The 20,080-nt window shown below is 41.5% G+C and carries 22 protein-coding genes and 2 tRNA genes; all 24 read left to right on the top strand.

The window, feature by feature from the left end; translation table 11 throughout:
* The first annotated feature begins 151 nt into the window (after positions 1-151).
* The 24 genes from truA to SSV_RS09210 all read left to right on the top strand — a co-directional run bounded on the left by truA (position 152) and on the right by SSV_RS09210 (position 20,005).
* Positions 152-901, top strand: coding sequence for a tRNA pseudouridine(38-40) synthase TruA (truA, locus tag SSV_RS09325; RefSeq protein WP_072074572.1), 750 nt, complete (start codon positions 152-154; stop codon positions 899-901).
* Complete coding sequence (locus tag SSV_RS09320) at positions 891-1,652, top strand: bifunctional hydroxymethylpyrimidine kinase/phosphomethylpyrimidine kinase (protein WP_072074571.1); 762 nt, start codon at positions 891-893, stop codon at positions 1,650-1,652. The genes truA and SSV_RS09320 overlap by 11 nt, the downstream gene beginning before the upstream one ends.
* On the top strand, positions 1,642-2,124 hold the full coding sequence (locus SSV_RS09315; RefSeq protein WP_072074570.1) for an ECF transporter S component: 483 nt from the start codon (positions 1,642-1,644) through the stop codon (positions 2,122-2,124). Before SSV_RS09320 ends, SSV_RS09315 begins: the two co-directional genes overlap by 11 nt.
* A gap of 12 nt (positions 2,125-2,136) precedes the next feature.
* Positions 2,137-2,700, top strand: a complete 564-nt coding sequence (locus SSV_RS09310) for a TIGR01440 family protein (protein WP_072074569.1) — start codon at positions 2,137-2,139, stop codon at positions 2,698-2,700.
* 79 nt (positions 2,701-2,779) lie between these two features.
* Complete coding sequence (gene tig / locus SSV_RS09305; protein ID WP_002911735.1) at positions 2,780-4,063, top strand: trigger factor; 1,284 nt, start codon at positions 2,780-2,782, stop codon at positions 4,061-4,063.
* Positions 4,064-4,197: 134 nt separating this feature from the next.
* On the top strand, positions 4,198-4,947 hold the full coding sequence (locus SSV_RS09300) for a CPBP family glutamic-type intramembrane protease (RefSeq protein ID WP_072074568.1): 750 nt from the start codon (positions 4,198-4,200) through the stop codon (positions 4,945-4,947).
* Positions 4,948-5,039: 92 nt separating this feature from the next.
* Positions 5,040-5,630, top strand: a complete 591-nt coding sequence (gene rpoE / locus SSV_RS09295; protein WP_002898937.1) for a DNA-directed RNA polymerase subunit delta — start codon at positions 5,040-5,042, stop codon at positions 5,628-5,630.
* A 120-nt stretch (positions 5,631-5,750) separates the two neighbouring features.
* Positions 5,751-6,434, top strand: coding sequence for a B3/B4 domain-containing protein (locus tag SSV_RS09290; RefSeq protein WP_072074567.1), 684 nt, complete (start codon positions 5,751-5,753; stop codon positions 6,432-6,434).
* Positions 6,435-6,616: 182 nt separating this feature from the next.
* Positions 6,617-7,027, top strand: coding sequence for a GyrI-like domain-containing protein (locus tag SSV_RS09285; protein ID WP_072074566.1), 411 nt, complete (start codon positions 6,617-6,619; stop codon positions 7,025-7,027).
* Positions 7,028-7,171: 144 nt separating this feature from the next.
* Positions 7,172-7,257: transfer RNA gene (locus tag SSV_RS09280), tRNA-Leu, on the top strand.
* A 177-nt stretch (positions 7,258-7,434) separates the two neighbouring features.
* Positions 7,435-8,316, top strand: coding sequence for a class II fructose-bisphosphate aldolase (locus SSV_RS09275; protein ID WP_002902377.1), 882 nt, complete (start codon positions 7,435-7,437; stop codon positions 8,314-8,316).
* A gap of 320 nt (positions 8,317-8,636) precedes the next feature.
* On the top strand, positions 8,637-11,057 hold the full coding sequence (locus SSV_RS09270; protein ID WP_072074565.1) for a pneumococcal-type histidine triad protein: 2,421 nt from the start codon (positions 8,637-8,639) through the stop codon (positions 11,055-11,057).
* Positions 11,058-11,127: 70 nt separating this feature from the next.
* Positions 11,128-12,045 (top strand): metal ABC transporter solute-binding protein, Zn/Mn family, encoded by a 918-nt coding sequence (locus SSV_RS09265; RefSeq protein WP_072074564.1) that lies wholly within the window; start codon positions 11,128-11,130, stop codon positions 12,043-12,045.
* A gap of 220 nt (positions 12,046-12,265) precedes the next feature.
* Positions 12,266-13,258: an ABC transporter ATP-binding protein gene (locus SSV_RS09260; protein ID WP_072074563.1), complete on the top strand. Its 993-nt coding sequence runs from the start codon at positions 12,266-12,268 to the stop codon at positions 13,256-13,258.
* Position 13,259: 1 nt separating this feature from the next.
* Entirely contained in the window at positions 13,260-14,078 is an 819-nt protein-coding gene (locus tag SSV_RS09255) for an ABC transporter permease (protein ID WP_072074562.1), read from the top strand.
* A gap of 1 nt (position 14,079) precedes the next feature.
* Positions 14,080-14,865, top strand: a complete 786-nt coding sequence (locus tag SSV_RS09250) for an ABC transporter permease (RefSeq protein WP_072074561.1) — start codon at positions 14,080-14,082, stop codon at positions 14,863-14,865.
* A 50-nt stretch (positions 14,866-14,915) separates the two neighbouring features.
* On the top strand, positions 14,916-15,374 hold the full coding sequence (locus tag SSV_RS09245; RefSeq protein WP_072074560.1) for a GNAT family N-acetyltransferase: 459 nt from the start codon (positions 14,916-14,918) through the stop codon (positions 15,372-15,374).
* A 51-nt stretch (positions 15,375-15,425) separates the two neighbouring features.
* Positions 15,426-15,498: transfer RNA gene (locus SSV_RS09240), tRNA-Thr, on the top strand.
* A 190-nt stretch (positions 15,499-15,688) separates the two neighbouring features.
* Positions 15,689-16,135 (top strand): LytTR family DNA-binding domain-containing protein, encoded by a 447-nt coding sequence (locus SSV_RS09235; RefSeq protein WP_002893678.1) that lies wholly within the window; start codon positions 15,689-15,691, stop codon positions 16,133-16,135.
* 5 nt (positions 16,136-16,140) lie between these two features.
* Positions 16,141-16,803, top strand: a complete 663-nt coding sequence (locus SSV_RS09230) for a LiaF transmembrane domain-containing protein (protein ID WP_072074559.1) — start codon at positions 16,141-16,143, stop codon at positions 16,801-16,803.
* Positions 16,804-16,929: 126 nt separating this feature from the next.
* A complete protein-coding gene (rpmB, locus tag SSV_RS09225) occupies positions 16,930-17,118 on the top strand; it encodes a 50S ribosomal protein L28 (protein WP_001140948.1) in 189 nt (62 codons plus the stop codon).
* 142 nt (positions 17,119-17,260) lie between these two features.
* On the top strand, positions 17,261-17,626 hold the full coding sequence (locus tag SSV_RS09220) for an Asp23/Gls24 family envelope stress response protein (RefSeq protein ID WP_002893676.1): 366 nt from the start codon (positions 17,261-17,263) through the stop codon (positions 17,624-17,626).
* Between the two features lie 2 nt (positions 17,627-17,628).
* Positions 17,629-19,293 (top strand): DAK2 domain-containing protein, encoded by a 1,665-nt coding sequence (locus SSV_RS09215; RefSeq protein WP_072074558.1) that lies wholly within the window; start codon positions 17,629-17,631, stop codon positions 19,291-19,293.
* A 109-nt stretch (positions 19,294-19,402) separates the two neighbouring features.
* Positions 19,403-20,005, top strand: coding sequence for an SP0191 family lipoprotein (locus tag SSV_RS09210; protein ID WP_072074557.1), 603 nt, complete (start codon positions 19,403-19,405; stop codon positions 20,003-20,005).
* Positions 20,006-20,080 lie beyond the last annotated feature (75 nt).

Raw genomic sequence — 20,080 nt, 5'->3', positions numbered from 1 at the left:
CTGATTCAGATGGGTTGTTTTGTTGCAAAATGGCAAGTCGGAACAGAAAGAATCCCTGATTCTTAAACGATATTTTTCAAAAAAATCTGTCCCCGGACAGTTCCTGCTTTTAGGGCTTGCTGGGGGCTTTTTTTCCTGCTAAAATAAACACATGGCACGTTATAAAGCGATTATTTCCTATGATGGCTATGGCTTTGCTGGTTTTCAGCGACAGCCCCATGCCAGAAGCGTTCAGGAAGAGATTGAAAAGACCCTGACCCGTATCAATAAAGGCCAGCCTGTGGTGATTCATGGAGCGGGCCGAACCGACAGCGGCGTCCATGCTCTGGGCCAGGTGCTGCATTTTGATTTACCAGAAGAGCGGGATGAAGAGAAATTGCGTTTTGCCTTGGATACACAGACGCCGGAAGATATTGATTTTATCAGTGTGGAGCAGGTGTCGGACGATTTTCATTCTCGCTACAATAAGCACAGCAAGACCTATGAATTTTTGGTGGACATCGGCCGGCCTAAAAATCCTATGATGCGCCATTATGCCACGCATTATCCATATCCTTTGGAACTGAGTCTGATAGAAGAAGCGATTGCTCAGTTAGAGGGGACGCATGATTTTACTGGATTTACGGCTTCGGGAACCAGCGTGGAAGACAAGGTTCGGACCATTACCGTGGCCAAGGTTCGCTATGATGCAGAGCGTAAATTTCTGGTCTTTACTTTTTCGGGCAATGGCTTTCTCTACAAGCAGATCCGCAATATGGTCGGGACCCTGCTCAAGATTGGAAACAAGCGCATGCCGGTGGAGCAGATTCAGAGGATTTTAGCGGAGAAAGACCGCCATCTGGCAGGACCAACAGCCGGTCCAAACGGCCTCTATCTAAAGGAGATTCGTTATGAAGAATAAGTTGATTTTAGCCCTTTCGGGCAATGATATTTTCAGCGGCGGCGGGCTGCACGCTGATTTGTCTACCTATACGGTCAATGGCCTGCATGGTTTCGTAGCTGTGACTTGCCTGACGGCTATGACTGATAAGGGATTTGAGGTCATTCCAGTTGAGGAAGAGGTTTTTGCCCAGCAGTTAGCCAGTCTCAAGGATATTCCTTTTTCTACTATTAAGATAGGACTTTTACCCAATCTGGAAATAGCAGAGCAAGCTCTGGCTTTTGTCAAGCAGCATGCGGATATACCAGTAGTGCTGGATCCTGTTCTGGTTTGCAAGGAAAATCATGACTTGGAAGTCAGTGCACTGAGAGAAGAAATCATCAAGTTTTTCCCTTATGTCAGTATCATCACACCAAATCTAGCAGAAGCTCAGCTATTGACCCAAAAAGAAATCAAAACTCTGGAGGATACGCAGGCTGCAGCCAAGGAGCTCTATGATTTGGGAGCCAAGCATGTGGTGATTAAGGGCGGCAATCGCTTAAGCAAGGAGCGGGCAGTGGATGTTTACTATGATGGTCAAGATTTTGAGGTCATGGAATCGCCAGTGCTGGCCAGCAACAATACCGGAGCGGGCTGCACATTTGCTTCCAGCATTGCCAGTCAGCTGCTTCTCGGCAAGTCTCCGCTTGCAGCAGTTCAATTGTCTAAAGATTTTGTTTACCGAGCGATTCAGCGCTCAGATCAATATGGGGTAGTTCAGTATGAGAAATAATCAAGTTAAAAAATTAGTTATCTTAGCTTTCATCACAGCACTGTCTGTGGTTTTGGGGAATTTTTTTAAAATCCCAACGGCGACAGGCTTTTTGACACTGCTGGATGCAGGGATTTATTTTACAGCCTTCTACTTTGGCCGCAAGGAAGCGGCTATTGTCGGAGGACTCTCAGGCTTTTTGATTGATATGATTGCCGGCTATCCTCAGTGGATGATTTTCAGTCTGATTTGCCACGGACTTCAAGGTTTCTTTGCTGGTTTGGAGGGCAAGAAACGCTACCTTGGGCTAGTTTTGGCTGCGGTGGCTATGGTCGGTGGCTATGCCCTCTTTGGTAGTATCATGAATAGTGTCGGGGCTGCCCTAGCCGAAATCTCAAGTAATTTTATGCAGAATGCATTTGGTTTAGCAGTTGGATTTGCTCTTTACAAGGCCTTCCCAGAGAGTTTGAAAAAGACAGTCGCAGTGAAATAAACGAGGTGAGATATGGACTTAGCTAAGATTGGAGCAGAAACTCGTCAGATTGTTCTAGATGTTTTAGACAAGGCTGCCTTGGTCGAGGGAGATATTTTTGTTCTGGGTCTATCCTCTAGTGAGGTTGTTGGAGGCCATATCGGTCAGAATTCCAGTCTGGAAGTCGGACAGGTCATTGTCAAAACCATACTGGATGTCTTAGAAGAGAAGGGTATCTTTCTAGCAGTTCAGGGATGTGAGCATCTCAACCGCGCCCTCGTAGTAGAAAGAGCCTTGGCGAACAAGAAGGATTTGGAAATTGTCAATGTTTTGCCTACTCTTCATGCAGGGGGTAGCGGTCAGCTAGCAGCTTTCCAATACATGAAGGATCCTGTCGAGGTGGAGTTTATCGTTGCTCAGGCGGGGCTGGACATTGGCGATACTGCCATCGGAATGCATGTCAAGCATGTGCAGATTCCTATTCGACCGACTCTCAAGGAGTTGGGAGCTGCCCATGTCACGGCTTTAGCCAGCCGTCCCAAGCTAATTGGCGGCGCCAGAGCGGCCTATACAGAGGATAAAATCAGGAAGGGATAAAAGGAAAAATAATTTTGAAAAAAACTCTAATTATGCTATAATGGGTTGTATTCAATAAATTTTAAGGAGAAATGACAGAATGTCTGTATCATTTGAAAACAAAGAAACAAATCGCGGTCTTTTGACTTTTAGCATCAGTCAAGAGAAAATCAAGCCTGCCTTGGACCGTGTATTTAACTCAGTAAAAAAAGATATTGCTGTACCAGGTTTCCGTAAAGGTCGCCTTCCACGTGCTATCTTCAACCAACGTTTTGGTGAAGAAGCCCTCTACCAAGATGCTTTGAACGCTCTTCTTCCAGAAGCATATGAAGCTGCTGTCAAAGAAGCAGGTATCGAAGTAGTTGCTCAGCCTCAGTTTGATGTAGAGTCTATGGAAAAAGGTCAAGACTGGGTCATCAAAGCTGAAGTAGTCACTAAGCCAGAAGTTAAGCTAGGTGCATACAAAGACTTGGAAGTAACTGTTGAAGCTAGCAAAGAAGTGACTGACGCTGAAGTAGATGAGCGCATTGAGCGTGAGCGCAACAACTTGGCTGAGTTGGTTCTCAAAGAAGGTCCAGCAGCAGATGGTGATACAGTTGTGATTGACTTTGTTGGTTCTGTTGACGGCGTTGAATTTGACGGCGGCAAGGGTGACAACTTCTCACTTGGACTGGGCAGCGGTCAATTCATCCCAGGATTTGAAGAGCAGTTGGTTGGCCACAGTGCAGGTGAAACAGTGGATGTTGTCGTAACTTTCCCAGAAGACTATCAAGCAGAAGACTTGGCAGGCAAGGAAGCTAAGTTTGTGACAACTATTCACGAAGTTAAAGAAAAAGAAGTTCCAGCATTGGACGATGAACTTGCAAAAGATATCGACGAAGAAGTAGAAACTCTTGATGAGCTGAAAGAAAAGTACCGCAAAGAATTGTCAGAAGCTAAGGAAACAGCTTATAACGATGCGGTAGAAGCAGCAGCTATTGATCAAGCAGTAGCAAACGCGGAAATCGTTGACTTGCCAGCAGAAATGGTCCACGAAGAAGTGCACCGTGCAGTTAATGAATTCTTGGGCAATATGCAACGCCAAGGAATCTCACCTGACATGTACTTCCAAATCACTGGTACTAGTCAGGAAGACCTGCACAAGCAATACGAAGCAGATGCTGAGTCACGTACTAAGACAAACCTTGTCGTAGAAGCTGTTGCTAAGGCAGAAGGTTTTGAAGCTAGCGCAGAAGAAATCGAAGCAGAAGTAACTTCATTGGCTACAGACTACAACATGGAAGTAGAACGTGTTCGTCAATTGCTGTCAGAAGACATGCTGAAACACGACATCGCTATCAAGAAAGCTGTTGAAGTGATTACAAGCACTGCGAAAGTGAAATAAGGATGAAAGAGGCAAGATACCATTCTTGCCTCCTTTTTTTAGAAAACAAGAGGCGATTCTGCTATAATAATAGTATAGTTAAAAGGAAAACCTGCTCTGTCGCTAGTCCATAGAACTCGTGAAGGAGGTCGAGCATGAAAAGCAGTAAAAAATCTTATCTGAAGCTAGGCTTGATTCTTATCTTTTTTATTTTCTATTGGCTAATAGTCAATCTTTTATTTCATAATGCAGCGCTTTTTTGGCTCCTTTTATTAGCTGGTATTGCCCTGACCGTAATTGCTAAGAACTACCGCAAACTTTCAAAAAGTGACTGGATAACAGCTATTATTCTGGGATTTTTAGCGATCTTTTCGAATCCTATTTTTGCTGCTTTGACTTTCCTGACTTATCTGGCTAGCAGTCTTTTATTGAAGAAAAAGGAAAAATTCAGCACTCTTTTAAAACTTGATAGTCCGAAACAAACAGCTCTTGCTTTGATTCTGGGACTTCTTGTGGGCTTTGTGCTAGGCTTTTTAAATCTCGCTTTGGCCCACAAGCCTATCAGTCTACCAAGCTCTTTTCCTATTCAGGCTGTCCTAGATGCTCTCCGCGCAGGTGTATTTGAAGAAGTAGCTTTTAGACTATTTTTCTTTGCTATTATCATTTACCTGACTAAAAAAGATACTTTTTCAAAAATGGAGACTTTGTTAGTTTATGGTATTCTGACCTTGCCTCATACTCTGATTCACTTTAGTTTAGAAAAGTTTAATATAGGAAGCGTCGTTATTCTTAGTCTTGTTTTCGGCTTGCCTTTTGCTTTTTTGTTTCGGAAACAGGGGCTCTACAGCGCCATAACAGCCCATGCTGTAGTTGATTTGCTTAGATTTGTTTTTTTGGGAATTTGAAAAATTTTAACTTAAAATATAAATGGTAACCCTTTGACTATTTTTGGAAATTAGCGTAAAATAGTAAGGAAAGACAAAAAAGGAGAAAAGCCTTGGAATTAGAAGTATTTGCTGGACAGGAAAAAAGTGAGCTTTCTATGATTGAAGTGGCGCGTGCCATTTTGGAAGCCCGCGGCCGCGATCATGAGATGTATTTTAATGATCTGGTCAATGAAATTCAAAACTATCTGGAAAAATCAAACAGTGAGATTCGTGATGCTCTGCCATTGTTCTACACAGAACTCAATGTAGACGGCAGCTTTATTCCGCTGGGAGATAATAAATGGGGCTTGCGTTCATGGTATGCTATCGACGAAGTGGATGAAGAAATCATCGCCTTAGAAGAGACTGATGAGGATGACGCACCTAAGAAACGCAAGAAGAAACGCGTCAATGCCTTTATGGATGGCGACGAGGATGCCATTGACTACAGCGATGACGATCCAGAAGATGAGGACGGCTACGAAGCAGATCCAGCTCTCTCATACGATGAGGAAAATCCAGACGATGAGAAGAACGAAGTGGAAGCTTACGATGCTGAAATCAACGAAATCGCTCCAGATGATCTAGGTGAAGAAGTCGAACTCAACGAAGAAGATGACGACTACTCTGACGAAGATACGGAGACCGAAGAGGAAGAATAAATCAACCAAAAGAAGCAAGGGACGAAATCCCTTGTTTCTTTTAATATTCCTTGAAATATAAGTTCGGAAGGTGTAGAATACTAATAAAATTTAATAAAGAAAAGATGGAGGTATGCTGCTATGAAATTTGTCATTGATAAGAGTCTGGGTGAACTAGGCATAAAAAGTGTCGTTATCGGGATTGCCAAGAATGTCAATCCTCATGCAGAACTGTCTTCCTCATTTCTAAAAAAGAAAAAGGAAATGGAAGACTGGGCTTTAGCCTGCGACTTGGATGAGGTGCTTGAGTCGCCAGTGGTTCAAGGTTATATAGAGATACTGCAGCGCGTAGGTCGCAGTGTCAAGAAAAATCCTCCGACGGTTCCTGCTCTGATTCGCAATATCCAGCACCGAGGCTCGCTCCCTCATATTAATAGCATTATTGATATTTATAATGTCGAAGCCCTGCATTCTCTACTGGCTATTGGTGGGCATGATTTTGATAAGATTGAAGGTCAGATAGAATTCACCGTAAGCCAAAAGGAAGATGTTTTTCTGCCTATTTTGTCCAAGGAGAAGCATGTTGCCGAGACGGACTATGTCTACCGGGATGCCAAAGGCATTTTGGCTTGGCTGGATGTTCGTGACAGCGAGTATTATAAGTTTGATGAGGAGACCAAGGATGCTATTTTCATCATTCAGGGGAATGCCAATACCTCTGTCGAAATGCGTCTGGAAGCCTTGGAACGAATCCGACACGATTTAGCAGAGTCCATGCCCGAACTAGAATTCGAAACACATGTCATTAGTATTGAGGAAAATTAACTGGAGGAGACTTTCCCTTTTGATTTTCAGTGACTAGCAGCTTCCTGTTTTCAGGGAGTTTTTTTGAAGCCAGCTATATGTCTTTGGTTAGATTCAGAGCAAAAGAAAGCCAACTGCTTTTCTGGAAGGTGCGACATTTCTTAGCGGAAATGGTATAATGAAAAGCAAAAGGAGGTAAGAAGATGTTTCTAAACATTTTAGCTAGTATTCGTACTAATAATTTTCAAGATGAGCATTGTATAGAAAAAATCCAAGCTCTCTGGCAGGAACAAGAGGGAGCTGTGAAAGAAGCTTTTGTCCAAGGGGAACCGGTCTATGCTGTCTATCATGACTATGCCAGTGATTACAAAGGAGACTACAGTCTCTCTATCTGCCGTTTGACAGATGGGGAAGTCTATGATTTTGATACCTCTGAGCAGACCTATCAAGTGTTTGAAGCGGATAAGGAGGATCCTCAAGCGGTTCTTCATGCTTGGCAGAGGGTTTGGCAGGCAGAAGAAAAAGGTGAGCTTCATCGGGACTACACTATTGACTTTGAAAAATATGATCCCGACCAAACGGTGGCTGTCTTTGTTGCGACTCAGCAGCACTGAGTTTTCTGTGTTCCTGCCTTAGCTTCATTTTCGTTTAGTTTTCCCAATTTTGCTGATTGAGTAGAAAGTTGATTTTTTGAAATAAAGTCAAAAATTTTCTTGACAAGCCTTAGCTGTCCTGTTATACTAGTAAGGTACTCAATCGCGGGGATGGCGGAATTGGCAGACGCGCAGGACTAAGGATCCTGTGACCGCTTTAGGTCGTGAGGGTTCAAGTCCCTCTCTCCGCATCAAGTAAGCTGGCTTTGGCCAGCTTTTTCTTTTTGCACTAGAGACGCTTAAAAAGGCTGAGTCTCTCCCTGTAATTCCTTAAAATTTCAGGAAAAACTAGCAATTTTAGTGAAAAAGTGATAAAATAAACAATGTAAGTGGTTTAACCACAAAAAATAAGAGGAGGCCTGATAAGAATGGCAATCGTTTCAGCAGAAAAATTTGTCCAAGCAGCTCGTGACAATGGTTACGCAGTTGGTGGATTCAACACAAACAACCTTGAGTGGACTCAAGCTATCCTGCGTGCGGCAGAAGCTAAGAAAGCACCAGTGCTTATCCAAACTTCAATGGGTGCTGCTAAATACATGGGTGGCTACAAAGTTGCTCGCAACTTGATCGCTAACCTTGTAGAATCAATGGGCATCACTGTACCAGTTGCGATTCACTTGGACCATGGTCACTACGAAGATGCACTTGAGTGTATCGAAGTTGGTTACACTTCTATCATGTTTGATGGTTCACACCTTCCAGTAGAAGAAAACCTTAAATTGGCTAAGGAAGTCGTTGAAAAAGCACACGCTAAAGGTATCTCAGTAGAAGCTGAAGTTGGTACTATCGGTGGTGAAGAAGACGGTATCATCGGTAAAGGTGAATTGGCTCCAATCGAAGACGCTAAAGCAATGGTTGAAACTGGAATCGACTTCTTGGCAGCTGGTATCGGTAACATCCACGGTCCATACCCAGCAAACTGGGAAGGTCTTGACCTTGACCACTTGAAGAAATTGACAGAAGCTCTTCCAGGCTTCCCAATCGTATTGCACGGTGGTTCAGGTATTCCTGATGACCAAATCCAAGCAGCTATCAAACTTGGTGTTGCGAAAGTTAACGTTAACACTGAATGCCAAATCGCATTCGCTAACGCAACTCGTGCATTCGCTCGTGATTACGAAGCAAACGAAGCAGAATACGACAAGAAGAAACTCTTCGACCCACGTAAATTCTTGGCTGACGGTGTAAAAGCCATCCAAGCATCAGTTGAAGAACGTATCGATGTATTCGGTTCAGAAGGTAAAGCATAAGAAGCTTGATATATTTTTAAAAAAGTTTATCCGAAAGGATAAGCTTTTTTTGTATTATGACAATTGGACAAATAAAGAACAAATAATATTTTTCTTACAATCTAATAAAAAAATCTTGACAGACTAGATGATGAGGAGTAAAATATTAACCAGTTAATTAACTAGTTAACAAGTTTAATAAGTTGTTAAAAATTGAGTTTCTGCTATATTTTATAGAAAAAAATATTTAGATGATTTCTTTGGGGGTATATTATGAGTTAATTGTAAATTGTGATAAGTTTTAGCGAATTCTGTATAATCAAAAAAGAAAGTGAGATCCAATGGAAAAAAATAAGAAATACTTAACAGGAATTGTTGTCATTGCTACTGTGGGTCTTTTTGCTCATCAACTAGGTTATTATCAGGCAAACAGTTCGATTAAAAAATCCAATCGTGTTAGCTATATTGATGGTAAGCAAGCTGTTCAAAAGTCTGAGGAGTTAACGCCTGACGAAGTAAGCAAAAAAGAAGGGATTAACGCGGAGCAGATTGTTATCAAGATTACTGATCAGGGTTATGTCACTTCTCATGGTGATCACTATCATTATTATAATGGGAAAGTTCCATATGATGCTATTTTCAGCGAAGATCTTTTGATGAAAGATCCCAACTATCAACTTAGGGCTGAGGATATTGTCAATGAAGTCAAGGGTGGATATGTTATCAAGGTTAATGGCCAATATTATGTTTATCTGAAAGATATAGCTCGTGCGGATAATATTCGCAGTAAGGAAGAGATTAATCGTCAAAAGCAGGAACATGGTCATAATGTTACGAAAATAAGCAATGAAGTAGCAGCAGCTAGAGCTCAAGGCCGTTATACAACAGATGATGGCTATGTTTTTAATGCTTCAGACATTATTGAGGATACGGGAGATGCGTATATTGTACCTCATGGTGATCATTTTCACTATATCCCAAAGAGTGATTTGTCGCCTAGTGAGCTAGCTGCAGCTCAAGCTTACCTATCAGGTAGAGGAAAAGTAGCTAGTACTGTAGTCAGCCGTTCGTATAATAATGGAAACGGTGGCTGGATACAGACACAACCTACTTTTACTCAAATTTCAAATAACTATCAACCGAGTCAAGGAGAAGATGTTAAGGGTCTCCTTCAGCAACTTTATAATCTTCCACTTAGTCAGCGTCATGTTGAATCAGATGGCTTGATCTTTGATCCAGCACAAATTACTAGTCGAACACAAAATGGAGTAGCAGTGCCGCATGGTAATCATTATCACTTTATTCCTTATACACAAATGTCGGCATTGGAAGAAAAGCTTGCTCGGACAATTCCTCTTATAAGTCAGCCTAATAAACCTATGTTAGGATTGACACCTTATAGACCTATACCAACTCCATCTCAACCAGCTTTAAAACCGATTCTTCCTCCAAAGTTAAATTTGGAACATGCGGATTCATTGGATAAGGATTTAATCCAGCAGGTCGTTAGGAAAATAGCTGACGGTTATGTGCTAGAGGATAAAGGAGTGTCCCGCTATCTTTTAGCTAAAGACTTGCCTAAAGAGATTATTACAGCGATTGAAAATAAATTGGCGAAGCAGAAAAGCATACCTCATGTCCTGCAAGCTAAGAAAGAATCAGTTGAACCGAAAAATCAAGAGTTTTACGATAAAGTATATGGTCTTCTGGCTCAGGCTCATCAGCAATTACTAGAAAATAAGGGACGTTTGTCAGATTTCCAAGTCTTGGATGATTTAGTCAAGCGTTTAAATGATGAGACAAGTGATAAGGTGCAATTAATTGATGACTTATTAGCATTTCTTGCGCCTATCAATCATCCAGAACGTCTAGGCAAAGCAAATTCACAGATTGAGTATACTGAAACCGAAGTTCGAGTAGCCCAGCTGGCTGACAAATATACGACATCTGATGGATATATCTTTGATGCGCGCGATATTATCAGCGACGAAGGAGATGCTTATGTAACCCCTCATATGGGACACAGTCACTGGATAGGAAAAGATAGTCTTTCGGCTAAAGAAAAAGCAGCTGCTCAGGCGTATACTAAAGAAAAAGGTCTGTTTCCACCTGCACCAACAGATGATTCCAAAGCCAATCCAAGTGGAGAAAGTGCGGCTGCTATCTACGAACGTGTTCAAGGAGAGAAACGGATACCGCTCGTTCGTCTGCCTTACAATGTTGAGCATACTGTAGCAGTAAAAAATGGAAACCTGATTATCCCTCATAAGGATCACTACCACAACATCAAATTTGCTTGGTTCGATGATAAGACTTACCGAGCTCCTAATGGCTATACATTAGAGGATTTATTTGCAACTATCAAGTATTATGTTGAACATCCAGATGAGCGACCACAGTCTAGCGATGGATGGGGGAATGCAAGTGATCATGTTTTAGGTAAAAAAGATGACAAGGAGGATACTGTTAGCCCAGAGAAACCTCAAGAAGAAGTTGAAGAGGAAACACCAACTGAGCCAGAAGTACCTCAAGTTGAAACTGCTAAAGTAGAAGCTAAGTTGCAAGAGGCGGAAGACTTACTTGAAAAGACGACGGATCCAAGTTTGAAATCCAATGCAACTGAGACCTTAACAGGATTGCGAAATAATCTTAATTTAGGGACTATGGATAATAATAACATCATGGCAGAAGTAGAAAAACTGTTAACCTTGTTGAAATCAGCTGTTTCAACACCTGCTACTAATACAGAAACAACACCTTGATTTTTATCTGTTTTTAGATATGAATGTTTTATTGATAAATAAAAGATGAACCAACAATTTTGGAGTTAATATGAAGAAAAGAACTGCAGTATTAATAATGCTGAGTATACTAGCTTTGATGCTGGGAGCGTGTACTCAGAAAGAAGAACAACAAGCTAAAGGTTTGAAGATTGTGACCAGTTTTTATCCGGTTTATGCCATGGTTAAAGAAGTATCTGGTGATTTGAATGATGTTCGCATGATTCAATCTAGTACAGGGATCCATTCATTTGAACCATCGGCTAATGATGTAGCTGCTATCTATGATGCGGATGTTTTTGTCTATCATTCACATACCTTAGAGTCATGGGCGGGGAGCCTAGATCCAAATTTGCAAAAATCTAAGGTGAAAGTGCTGGAAGCATCCGAAGGAATGACCTTGGAGCGTGTACCGGGTTTGGAAGACGTGGAAGCTGGCGAAGGAATCGATGAAAAAACTCTTTATGATCCTCATACATGGCTAGATCCTGAAAAAGCTGGTGAAGAAGCGCAGATTATTGCGGATAAGCTATCTGAACTCGATAAAGAACACAAGGAAATATATCAAAAAAATGCTAAGAAATTCATTTCTAAAGCTCAAGAATTGACCAAAAAATACCAACCAATCTTTGAAAAGGCTAAGCAAAAGACTTTCGTCACTCAACATACTGCGTTCTCGTATTTAGCAAAGCGGTTTGGTTTGCAGCAGCTAGGTATTGCAGGGATTTCTCCTGAACAAGAGCCAAATGCAAGGCAGCTTACTGAAATTCAAGAATTTGTGAAAACCTATAAAGTTAAAACGATTTTTACCGAAAGCAATGCATCGTCGAAAGTGGCAGAAACGCTCGTCAAGTCAACGGGAGTCAGACTGAAAACTCTCAATCCTTTAGAAGCCGATCCCCAAAATGATAAAAACTACCTAGAGAATCTAGAAGAAAACATGAGTATCTTGGCTAAAGAATTGAAATGAGAAGTTAAAGCTTAATCTAGCTGAAGACTACAAAACAGAAACCTGCCCGTAAGGGTAGGTTTTTTAGTGTGTGATAAAATATGATAATTATTTTTGAATTTCCTATGTTAGTTTGAAAGTAAAAGTGGTAGTATAGTGAGGAGATAAGATTCTGTTTTTCCTGAGTTAGGTGGGGAAATGGTCTGTAACATGAATTGAATGATAGGATATTGAGAAACGTATGGCAATGATAGAAGTAGAACATCTTCAGAAAAATTTTGTGAAGACAGTCAAGGAACCAGGATTGAAGGGGGCTTTGCGCTCCTTTATTCATCCCGAAAAGCAGACCTTTGAAGCGGTCAAGAATTTAACCTTTGAGGTTCCAAAAGGGCAGATTTTAGGCTTTATCGGGGCCAATGGTGCAGGTAAATCAACAACCATTAAAATGCTGACAGGGATTTTGAAACCGACATCTGGTTTGTGTCGAATCAACGGCAAAATTCCGCAGGATAATCGCCAAGACTATGTCAAGGATATTGGAGTAGTCTTCGGACAACGAACCCAGCTATGGTGGGATTTGGCACTGCAAGAGACCTACACGGTCTTGAAAGAGATTTACGATGTGCCAGACTCGCTCTTTCATAAACGCATGGATTTTTTAAATGAAGTCTTGGATTTGAAGGAATTTATCAAGGACCCCGTGCGAACTCTTTCACTTGGGCAACGGATGCGTGCGGACATTGCGGCTTCCTTGCTCCACAATCCTAAAGTTCTCTTTTTAGATGAGCCGACCATTGGTTTGGATGTTTCGGTCAAGGATAACATTCGCCGGGCCATCACCCAGATCAATCAGGAGGAAGAAACAACCATTCTCTTGACCACTCATGACTTGAGTGATATTGAGCAACTTTGTGATCGGATTTTTATGATTGACAAGGGGCAGGAGATTTTTGATGGAACGGTGAGCCAGCTCAAGGAAACCTTTGGCAAGATGAAGACTCTTTCCTTTGAACTGGTACCAGGGCAAAGTCATCTTGTCTCTCACTATGCAGGATTGCCTGATACGACTATTGATAGAAAAGGAAATAGCCTCAATATTGAATTCGATAGTTCCCGCTACCAGTCAGCTGATATTATCAAGCAAACCCTGTCTGATTTTGAGATTCGTGATTTGAAGATGGTGGATACGGATATTGAGGATATTATCCGTCGCTTCTACCGAAAGGAGCTCTAAGATGGTCAAATTGTGGAGACGTTATAGACCCTTTATCAATGCAGGGATTCAGGAGTTGATTACCTATCGAGTCAACTTTATTCTCTATCGGATTGGCGATGTCATGGGGGCTTTTGTTGCTTTCTATCTCTGGAAAGCAGTCTTTGATTCCTCGCAAGAGTCCTTGATTCAGGGCTTCAGCATGGCAGATATCACCCTCTACATCATCATGAGTTTTGTGACCAATCTTTTGACCAAGTCGGATTCTTCCTTTATGATTGGAGAGGAGGTCAAGGACGGATCCATTATCATGCGCTTGTTGAGACCGGTGCATTTTGCGGCCTCATATCTCTTCACTGAGCTTGGTTCCAAGTGGTTGATTTTTGTCAGTGTAGGACTGCCATTTTTAAGTGTTATTGTTTTGATGAAAATCCTCTCTGGACAAGGCATTTTAGAAGTGCTGGGATTAACTGTCATTTATCTCTTTAGCTTAACGCTAGCCTACCTGATTAACTTTTTCTTTAATATCTGCTTTGGATTTTCAGCTTTTGTGTTTAAAAACCTATGGGGTTCTAATCTGCTCAAGAATTCTCTGATTGCCTTTATGTCGGGGAGTTTGATTCCCTTGGCTTTCTTTCCTAAGATTGTTTCAAATATTCTTTCCTTTTTGCCTTTTTCATCCTTGATTTACACTCCGGTTATGATTATCGTTGGGAAATACAATGCTAGTCAGATTCTTCAGGCTCTTTTCCTGCAGTTGTTTTGGCTTTTAGTGATGGCGGGCTTGTCTCAGTTGATTTGGAAAAGAGTCCAGTCATTTATCACCATTCAAGGAGGTTAGTATGAAAAAATATCAGCGTATGCATCTGATTTTTATCAGACAATACATCAAGCAAATCATGGAATATAAGGTTGATTTTGTGGTTGGTGTTTTAGGTGTCTTCCTGACCCAAGGCTTGAACCTCTTGTTTCTAAACGTACTCTTTCAACACATTCCTTCCTTAGAGGGCTGGACCTTTCAAGAAATTGCCTTTATCTACGGCTTTTCCTTAATTCCCAAGGGATTGGACCATCTCTTTTTTGACAATCTCTGGGCACTGGGGCAACGCTTGGTGCGAAAGGGAGAGTTTGACAAATACCTGACTCGTCCTATCAATCCTCTCTTTCACATCCTAGTCGAGACCTTTCAGATTGATGCTTTGGGCGAACTTTTAGTTGGTGGAATCCTTCTGGCGACAACGGTCACTAGCATTGCCTGGACTCTTCCCAAATTTCTACTTTTCCTAGTATGTATTCCTTTTGCGACCTTGATTTATACTTCTTTGAAAATTGCGACAGCGAGTATTGCTTTTTGGACCAAGCAATCAGGAGCTATGATCTACATTTTCTATATGTTCAATGATTTTGCCAAGTATCCGATTTCGATTTACCATTCGCTTATCCGTTGGTTGATTAGTTTCATCGTGCCTTTCGCCTTTACGGCCTACTATCCAGCTAGCTATTTCTTGCAGGAAAAGAATGGACTCTTTAACATTGGTGGTTTGATTCTAATTTCCCTTGTCTTCTTTGTCATTTCTTTGAAACTATGGGACAGGGGCTTGGACGCCTATGAAAGTGCTGGATCGTAAGATAGAAAATATGATTGGTCCTAAAGCTTAAATCAAGAAAGGGTTTTAAGATGATGGTAATTGAAGAAGTGAAGGAAGAAAAACAAAAGATGATAGTGGTTAGCGAAGTTTTGAAGGATCTACCAGAATGGTTTGGAATACCTGAAAGTACACAAGCTTACATTGAAGGAGCTACGGATTTGCAAGTTTGGGCTGCCTATCAGGAGAATGATTTGGCTGGCTTTGTAAGCTTATCATACTCTAGTGAAGATTGTGCTGAGATTGACTGTCTAGCTGTTAAGAAATTCTATCATAGAGCAGGAATTGGCAGTCAACTTCTAGGAGTTTTAGAAAAATCTGCTCGTCAAAAAGCATCCTATCTGCAGGTAAAAACGGTAGCACCAGGTCATTATCCTACTTACGACAGGACTAACGCTTTCTATCAGGCTCGGGGCTTTAAAAAGTTAGAAATCTTTCCTGAACTTTGGGATAAAAGCAACCCTTGTTTGATTTGGGTTAAAAAGTTGTGAAATTTTCCCTTGACAAAAAAACTCAAGATGCTAAAATAAAGGGGAAAAGGCGCCGATTTAGCTCAGTTGGTAGAGCAACGCACTCGTAACGCGTAGGTCACAGGTTCGATCCCTGCAATCGGCATTTTAATTTGGAAGCTTAAAGGCTTCTTTTTTCTTTGCTTATGCTAGAAATTTTTGTTGTCTGGTGTAAATATACTTTCTATCATCTCTTATAAACCACTTACCTGTCAAAATTGACCACTTACTGAAAAGGCCTTGTTTCTCGGGAGTTTCTTGTTATAATAAAGATAAGCAGATGGAAAGGAGAGCGTATGAACATTCGGATTGAATTAGATCAGAGTTTGGATGAAACAGAAATGGTGATAAAAGTTTCGCGGCTGGATGAGCGGATTCAGCGTATTCAGGAAGCTCTAGAAGAAACGGCGACTCCATCCATTCTTTTCTATAAGGAAAGCAGTGAGTACTTTCTTGATTTAGCGGACATTCTCTTCTTTGAGACGGACGGCAGCAAGATTTTTGCCCATGCCCGCAATGATGCTTATGAGGTCAAACTAAAACTCTATGAGTTAGAAGAGATTCTGCCCCGTTATTTCTGTCGGATTTCTAAGTCTACCATTGCCAATATCAAGGCTATCTATGCTTTGGACAAGTCCTTTTCAGGAACAAGTACCGTCCAGTTTTACAATACCCATAAACAGGTGCATGTGTCTAGGCACTATTATCAGTTAGTAAAAGAAAAGTTAAGTGAAGTGAGGTAATTATCATGAAAAAAACAATTTTTGGAATCGGCTTTCTAGTCTTGGCAGCTTGGGTCCTGCTACAGGGGAATTTTGGGATTCCTGCTTTCAATTTTAATATTTGGCCCATGCTAGTAGTTGCAATGTTTGCCTATTTCGCCTTGGAAAATTTCTTAGAAAGAGACTTTGGCACTGGGCTGATTATGGCAGTTATTGCGCTGATTATTGCCAATGCCGTTTACCACTTTTTAGCCATTTCAACAGGAACCTTAGTTTTGGGTGGTATTCTGGCTTGCATCGGTCTCAATATGATTTTCAAGCCCCAGCGCATTTTTAAGGGGCGTATCTTCTCAACTGCCTCTTCTTCCTCAAAAGATGATATTGCTTTTGGCAGTGGTACGCGCTATATCAACTCAGATAACTTCACCTATGAAGAGTTAGACTGTGCTTTTGGCAGTGCATCGGTTTATTTTGATAATGCGACTATCGAAGGGGACTCAGCAACTTTTGAAGTGGATCTGTCTTTTGGCAGTGTGATGCTTTATGTGCCCAGTGACTGGCGTGTAGAGCTGGATGTAGATAATGCCTTTGGCTCTGTCTACAATCCTCGCAATGTCAATGAAAAGAGAAAAACTCTCTATGTCAAAGGCAACGTGGCTTTCGGCTCTTTGAAGATTAGCTATGTTTAAGAAAACGGATTAATTTCGAAAGTTTAGACAAATGTACTTGTCAAACGTCAAGTTTTTTGGTAATATAGGAAAGTATGTGGTGCTAGCACATCCGTAATATTAGATCTAATAGGAGGAAATACGATAATGGCTAAAGTATGTTACTTTACTGGTCGTAAGACTGTATCAGGAAACAACCGCTCTCACGCGATGAACCAAACAAAACGCGCTGTTAAACCAAATCTTCAAAAAGTTACTGTTTTGATTGACGGTAAACCTAAAAAAGTTTGGGCTTCAGCTCGTGCCCTTAAATCAGGTAAAGTTGAACGCGTTTAATCTTTATTTAAAAAGGATGGAATTTTCCGTCCTTTTTTTGCTTTGAAATTTCCGCCTAGACAGTTGATTTAGACCCTTCCTCTTTTACACCCTGTATAAAATATGGTAGAATAAACTATAAAATACTTTTGAGGTACAAATTATGACTGTGAAAATTAATACAAAAGATGGTCAAATTGAACTGACTGATGATGTGATTGCGACAATCGTCGGCGGTGCAGCGACTGAAATTTTTGGTGTAGTTGGCATGGCCAGCAAAAATGCAATCAAGGATAATTTTCAAGCCCTTTTAGGAAAAGAAAACTATGCTAAGGGCGTGGTTGTGAAAGCGACTGATGAAGGTGATATCGCAGTTGATGTCTACACTGTGTTAAGCTATGGAGTCAAAATCAGCGAAGTTTCCAAAAATATCCAAGAGCGTGTTAAATTCAGTTTGGAAAACAAGCTCGGAATTACTGCCCATGCAGTGAATGTTTATATCCAAAATATTAAAGTCGTAGGAGAATAATCGTGGCAAATATTACTACTAGTTTATTCCAAGAAATGGTGCAGGCAGCATCAACTCGCTTAAATAAACAGGCTGAATATGTAAACTCTTTGAATGTCTTCCCAGTTCCAGACGGAGATACAGGGACCAACATGGGTATGACTATTGAAAATGGTGCCAAGGAAGTGTCAGATAAGTCTGCTTCAACAGTTGGCGAAGCGGCAGGTATCTTTGCGAAAGGCCTTTTAATGGGAGCGCGTGGTAACTCAGGAGTTATCACTTCCCAGCTTTTCCGCGGTTTTTCTCAAAGCGTGAAAGAGCATGAAGAGCTGACTGGTGAAGATCTAGCTCTGGCCTTTCAGTCTGGTGTAGAAGTGGCTTACAAGGCTGTTATGAAGCCGGTTGAGGGAACGATTTTGACTGTTTCCCGCGGTGCGGCGATCGGAGCCAAGAAGAAAGCTGAAGTCACTAATGACGCTGTAGAAGTTATGAAAGCGGCTCTTGAGGGAGCCAAGACTGCTCTGGCTAAGACACCCGATATGCTTCCGGTTCTGAAAGAAGTCGGTGTTGTGGATTCTGGCGGACAAGGGCTGGTCTTTATCTACGAAGGCTTCTTGTCTGCTCTTACAGGCGAATATATCGCTTCTGAGGACTTTGTCGCGACACCTGCGACCATGTCTGAGATGATCAATGCTGAGCATCATAAGTCTGTAGCTGGCCATGTGGCAACAGAGGACATCACTTACGGTTATTGTACAGAAATCATGGTGGCTCTTAAAACAGGACCAACCTATGTAAAAGATTTTGATTATGATGAGTTCCGCAACTACCTCAACGATTTGGGAGATTCCCTGTTGGTAGTCAACGATGACGAAATCGTCAAAGTCCATGTCCATACTGAAGATCCAGGACTGGTTATGCAGGAAGGTCTCAAGTATGGTAGTTTGGTCAAGGTCAAGGTTGACAATATGCGCAACCAGCACGAAGCGCAGGTTGAAAAGGAAGAGCGCTCAGCTAAGCCGGCTCAAGAGAAAGAGTATGCGATTATCGCTGTGGTGGCTGGTGATGGTCTGGCTGAAATCTTTAAGGCTCAGGGAGTTGACTACATCATCTCTGGCGGGCAAACTATGAACCCATCAACGGAAGACTTCATCAAAGCTGTGGAGCAAGTCAATGCTCGTAATATTATTATTTTGCCAAACAATAAAAACATCTTCATGGCAGCTCAATCAGCAGCAGAAGTGATTGAACAGCCAGCAGCTGTTATTGAGACTCGCACAATCCCTCAAGGTTTGACCAGTCTCCTAGCTTTTGATGGCGGAAAGACTATTGAGGAAAACCAAGAGCGTATGACTGCAGCCTTGTCAGAAGTAGTCAGCGGCAGCGTGACGACTGCGGTTCGCGATACGACGATTGATGGCTTGGAAATTCATGAGAATGACAACCTCGGTATGGTGGATGGTAAGATTGTTGTTTCTAATCCAGATATGCTGGCAACTTTGAAAGAAACGTTCAGCAAGATGCTGAATGAAGACAGTGAGATTGTCTCTATCTATATCGGTGAAGACGGCAGCGAAGAGTTGGCTAGCAGTCTTGCTCAAGATTTGATGGAACAATTCGAGGATGTAGAAGTAGAAATTCATCAGGGCAGTCAGCCGGTTTATCCATATATTTTTAGTGTTGAATAGCTTAAAAAGGCAATCGAAAGGTTGCCTTTTGTCATTTTATAGAAAATATTTAGACAAGAAACTGGTATTATGTTATACTGTAACAAATAAAAAGTAAAAAAGGTGAACTATGAAAAAATTTTTCATTCTTGTTATCTCTGCTTCGGTACTCTTGACGGGCTGTGTGTTTCCTAACTTCAGCAAGCATCGTCCTAGACATTCTTCTGAATCAGCAGCTTCTTCTAAGCGGAACAAAACCAGCTCTAGCTCCAGCGAGTCATCTAGTTCTTCTTCTGAAAGTACAGAGATTGTCTCTAAAACCTTGGTTGGAGACATTCAAGAAATCCATCATCGCGATACGATTACCTATCAGGGTAAGAAAATCTTGAATCTTCGGATGGAATTGCTCACTTCCTTGCCAGAAGAAGCTAGTGCAGCTTCAGCTACCTTGACTCCAGAGGAAATGACGGCTATCATTCGGGAAGGGGTCCAGTCCGATCCAAACTTTGTAGCAGCTAAGAATCTGGAAGGTGTTAATATTGATTATTCAGTTACAGCAGAGAAGAAATTGCAAACCTTGATTGAAATTGACCTGCAGAAAGCGAATGTTGAGGAGATGGAAAAGAATTCTTTCTTCCAAGATTTGGGTCTTAAGGATATTAAGGAAAGCACACCTGAGATGTTTATTCTGAGTCTGAAGCTCAACGGTCTCAAAGAAGAGGGGCAGAGCTAAAATTTAAAAACGGTTGGTCTCTCATCTTATAAATTAAGTAGTTAATTTATTGAAAAAATTTTTAGATTAGGCTGC

This window comes from Streptococcus sanguinis, from assembly GCF_001078705.1.
In the GTDB taxonomy this organism is placed as follows: Bacteria; Bacillota; Bacilli; order Lactobacillales; family Streptococcaceae; genus Streptococcus; species Streptococcus sanguinis_D.
This window is presented reverse-complemented; position numbering and strand designations above follow the sequence as displayed.

Coding starts and splice junctions, on each gene's coding strand:
- truA (WP_072074572.1), top strand. CDS start 152: ATGGCACGTTATAAAGCGATTATTTCCTATGATGGCTATGGCTTTGCT.
- SSV_RS09320 (WP_072074571.1), top strand. CDS start 891: ATGAAGAATAAGTTGATTTTAGCCCTTTCGGGCAATGATATTTTCAGC.
- SSV_RS09315 (WP_072074570.1), top strand. CDS start 1,642: ATGAGAAATAATCAAGTTAAAAAATTAGTTATCTTAGCTTTCATCACA.
- SSV_RS09310 (WP_072074569.1), top strand. CDS start 2,137: ATGGACTTAGCTAAGATTGGAGCAGAAACTCGTCAGATTGTTCTAGAT.
- tig (WP_002911735.1), top strand. CDS start 2,780: ATGTCTGTATCATTTGAAAACAAAGAAACAAATCGCGGTCTTTTGACT.
- SSV_RS09300 (WP_072074568.1), top strand. CDS start 4,198: ATGAAAAGCAGTAAAAAATCTTATCTGAAGCTAGGCTTGATTCTTATC.
- SSV_RS09290 (WP_072074567.1), top strand. CDS start 5,751: ATGAAATTTGTCATTGATAAGAGTCTGGGTGAACTAGGCATAAAAAGT.
- SSV_RS09285 (WP_072074566.1), top strand. CDS start 6,617: ATGTTTCTAAACATTTTAGCTAGTATTCGTACTAATAATTTTCAAGAT.
- SSV_RS09275 (WP_002902377.1), top strand. CDS start 7,435: ATGGCAATCGTTTCAGCAGAAAAATTTGTCCAAGCAGCTCGTGACAAT.
- SSV_RS09270 (WP_072074565.1), top strand. CDS start 8,637: ATGGAAAAAAATAAGAAATACTTAACAGGAATTGTTGTCATTGCTACT.
- SSV_RS09265 (WP_072074564.1), top strand. CDS start 11,128: ATGAAGAAAAGAACTGCAGTATTAATAATGCTGAGTATACTAGCTTTG.
- SSV_RS09260 (WP_072074563.1), top strand. CDS start 12,266: ATGGCAATGATAGAAGTAGAACATCTTCAGAAAAATTTTGTGAAGACA.
- SSV_RS09255 (WP_072074562.1), top strand. CDS start 13,260: ATGGTCAAATTGTGGAGACGTTATAGACCCTTTATCAATGCAGGGATT.
- SSV_RS09250 (WP_072074561.1), top strand. CDS start 14,080: ATGAAAAAATATCAGCGTATGCATCTGATTTTTATCAGACAATACATC.
- SSV_RS09245 (WP_072074560.1), top strand. CDS start 14,916: ATGATGGTAATTGAAGAAGTGAAGGAAGAAAAACAAAAGATGATAGTG.
- SSV_RS09235 (WP_002893678.1), top strand. CDS start 15,689: ATGAACATTCGGATTGAATTAGATCAGAGTTTGGATGAAACAGAAATG.
- SSV_RS09230 (WP_072074559.1), top strand. CDS start 16,141: ATGAAAAAAACAATTTTTGGAATCGGCTTTCTAGTCTTGGCAGCTTGG.
- rpmB (WP_001140948.1), top strand. CDS start 16,930: ATGGCTAAAGTATGTTACTTTACTGGTCGTAAGACTGTATCAGGAAAC.
- SSV_RS09220 (WP_002893676.1), top strand. CDS start 17,261: ATGACTGTGAAAATTAATACAAAAGATGGTCAAATTGAACTGACTGAT.
- SSV_RS09210 (WP_072074557.1), top strand. CDS start 19,403: ATGAAAAAATTTTTCATTCTTGTTATCTCTGCTTCGGTACTCTTGACG.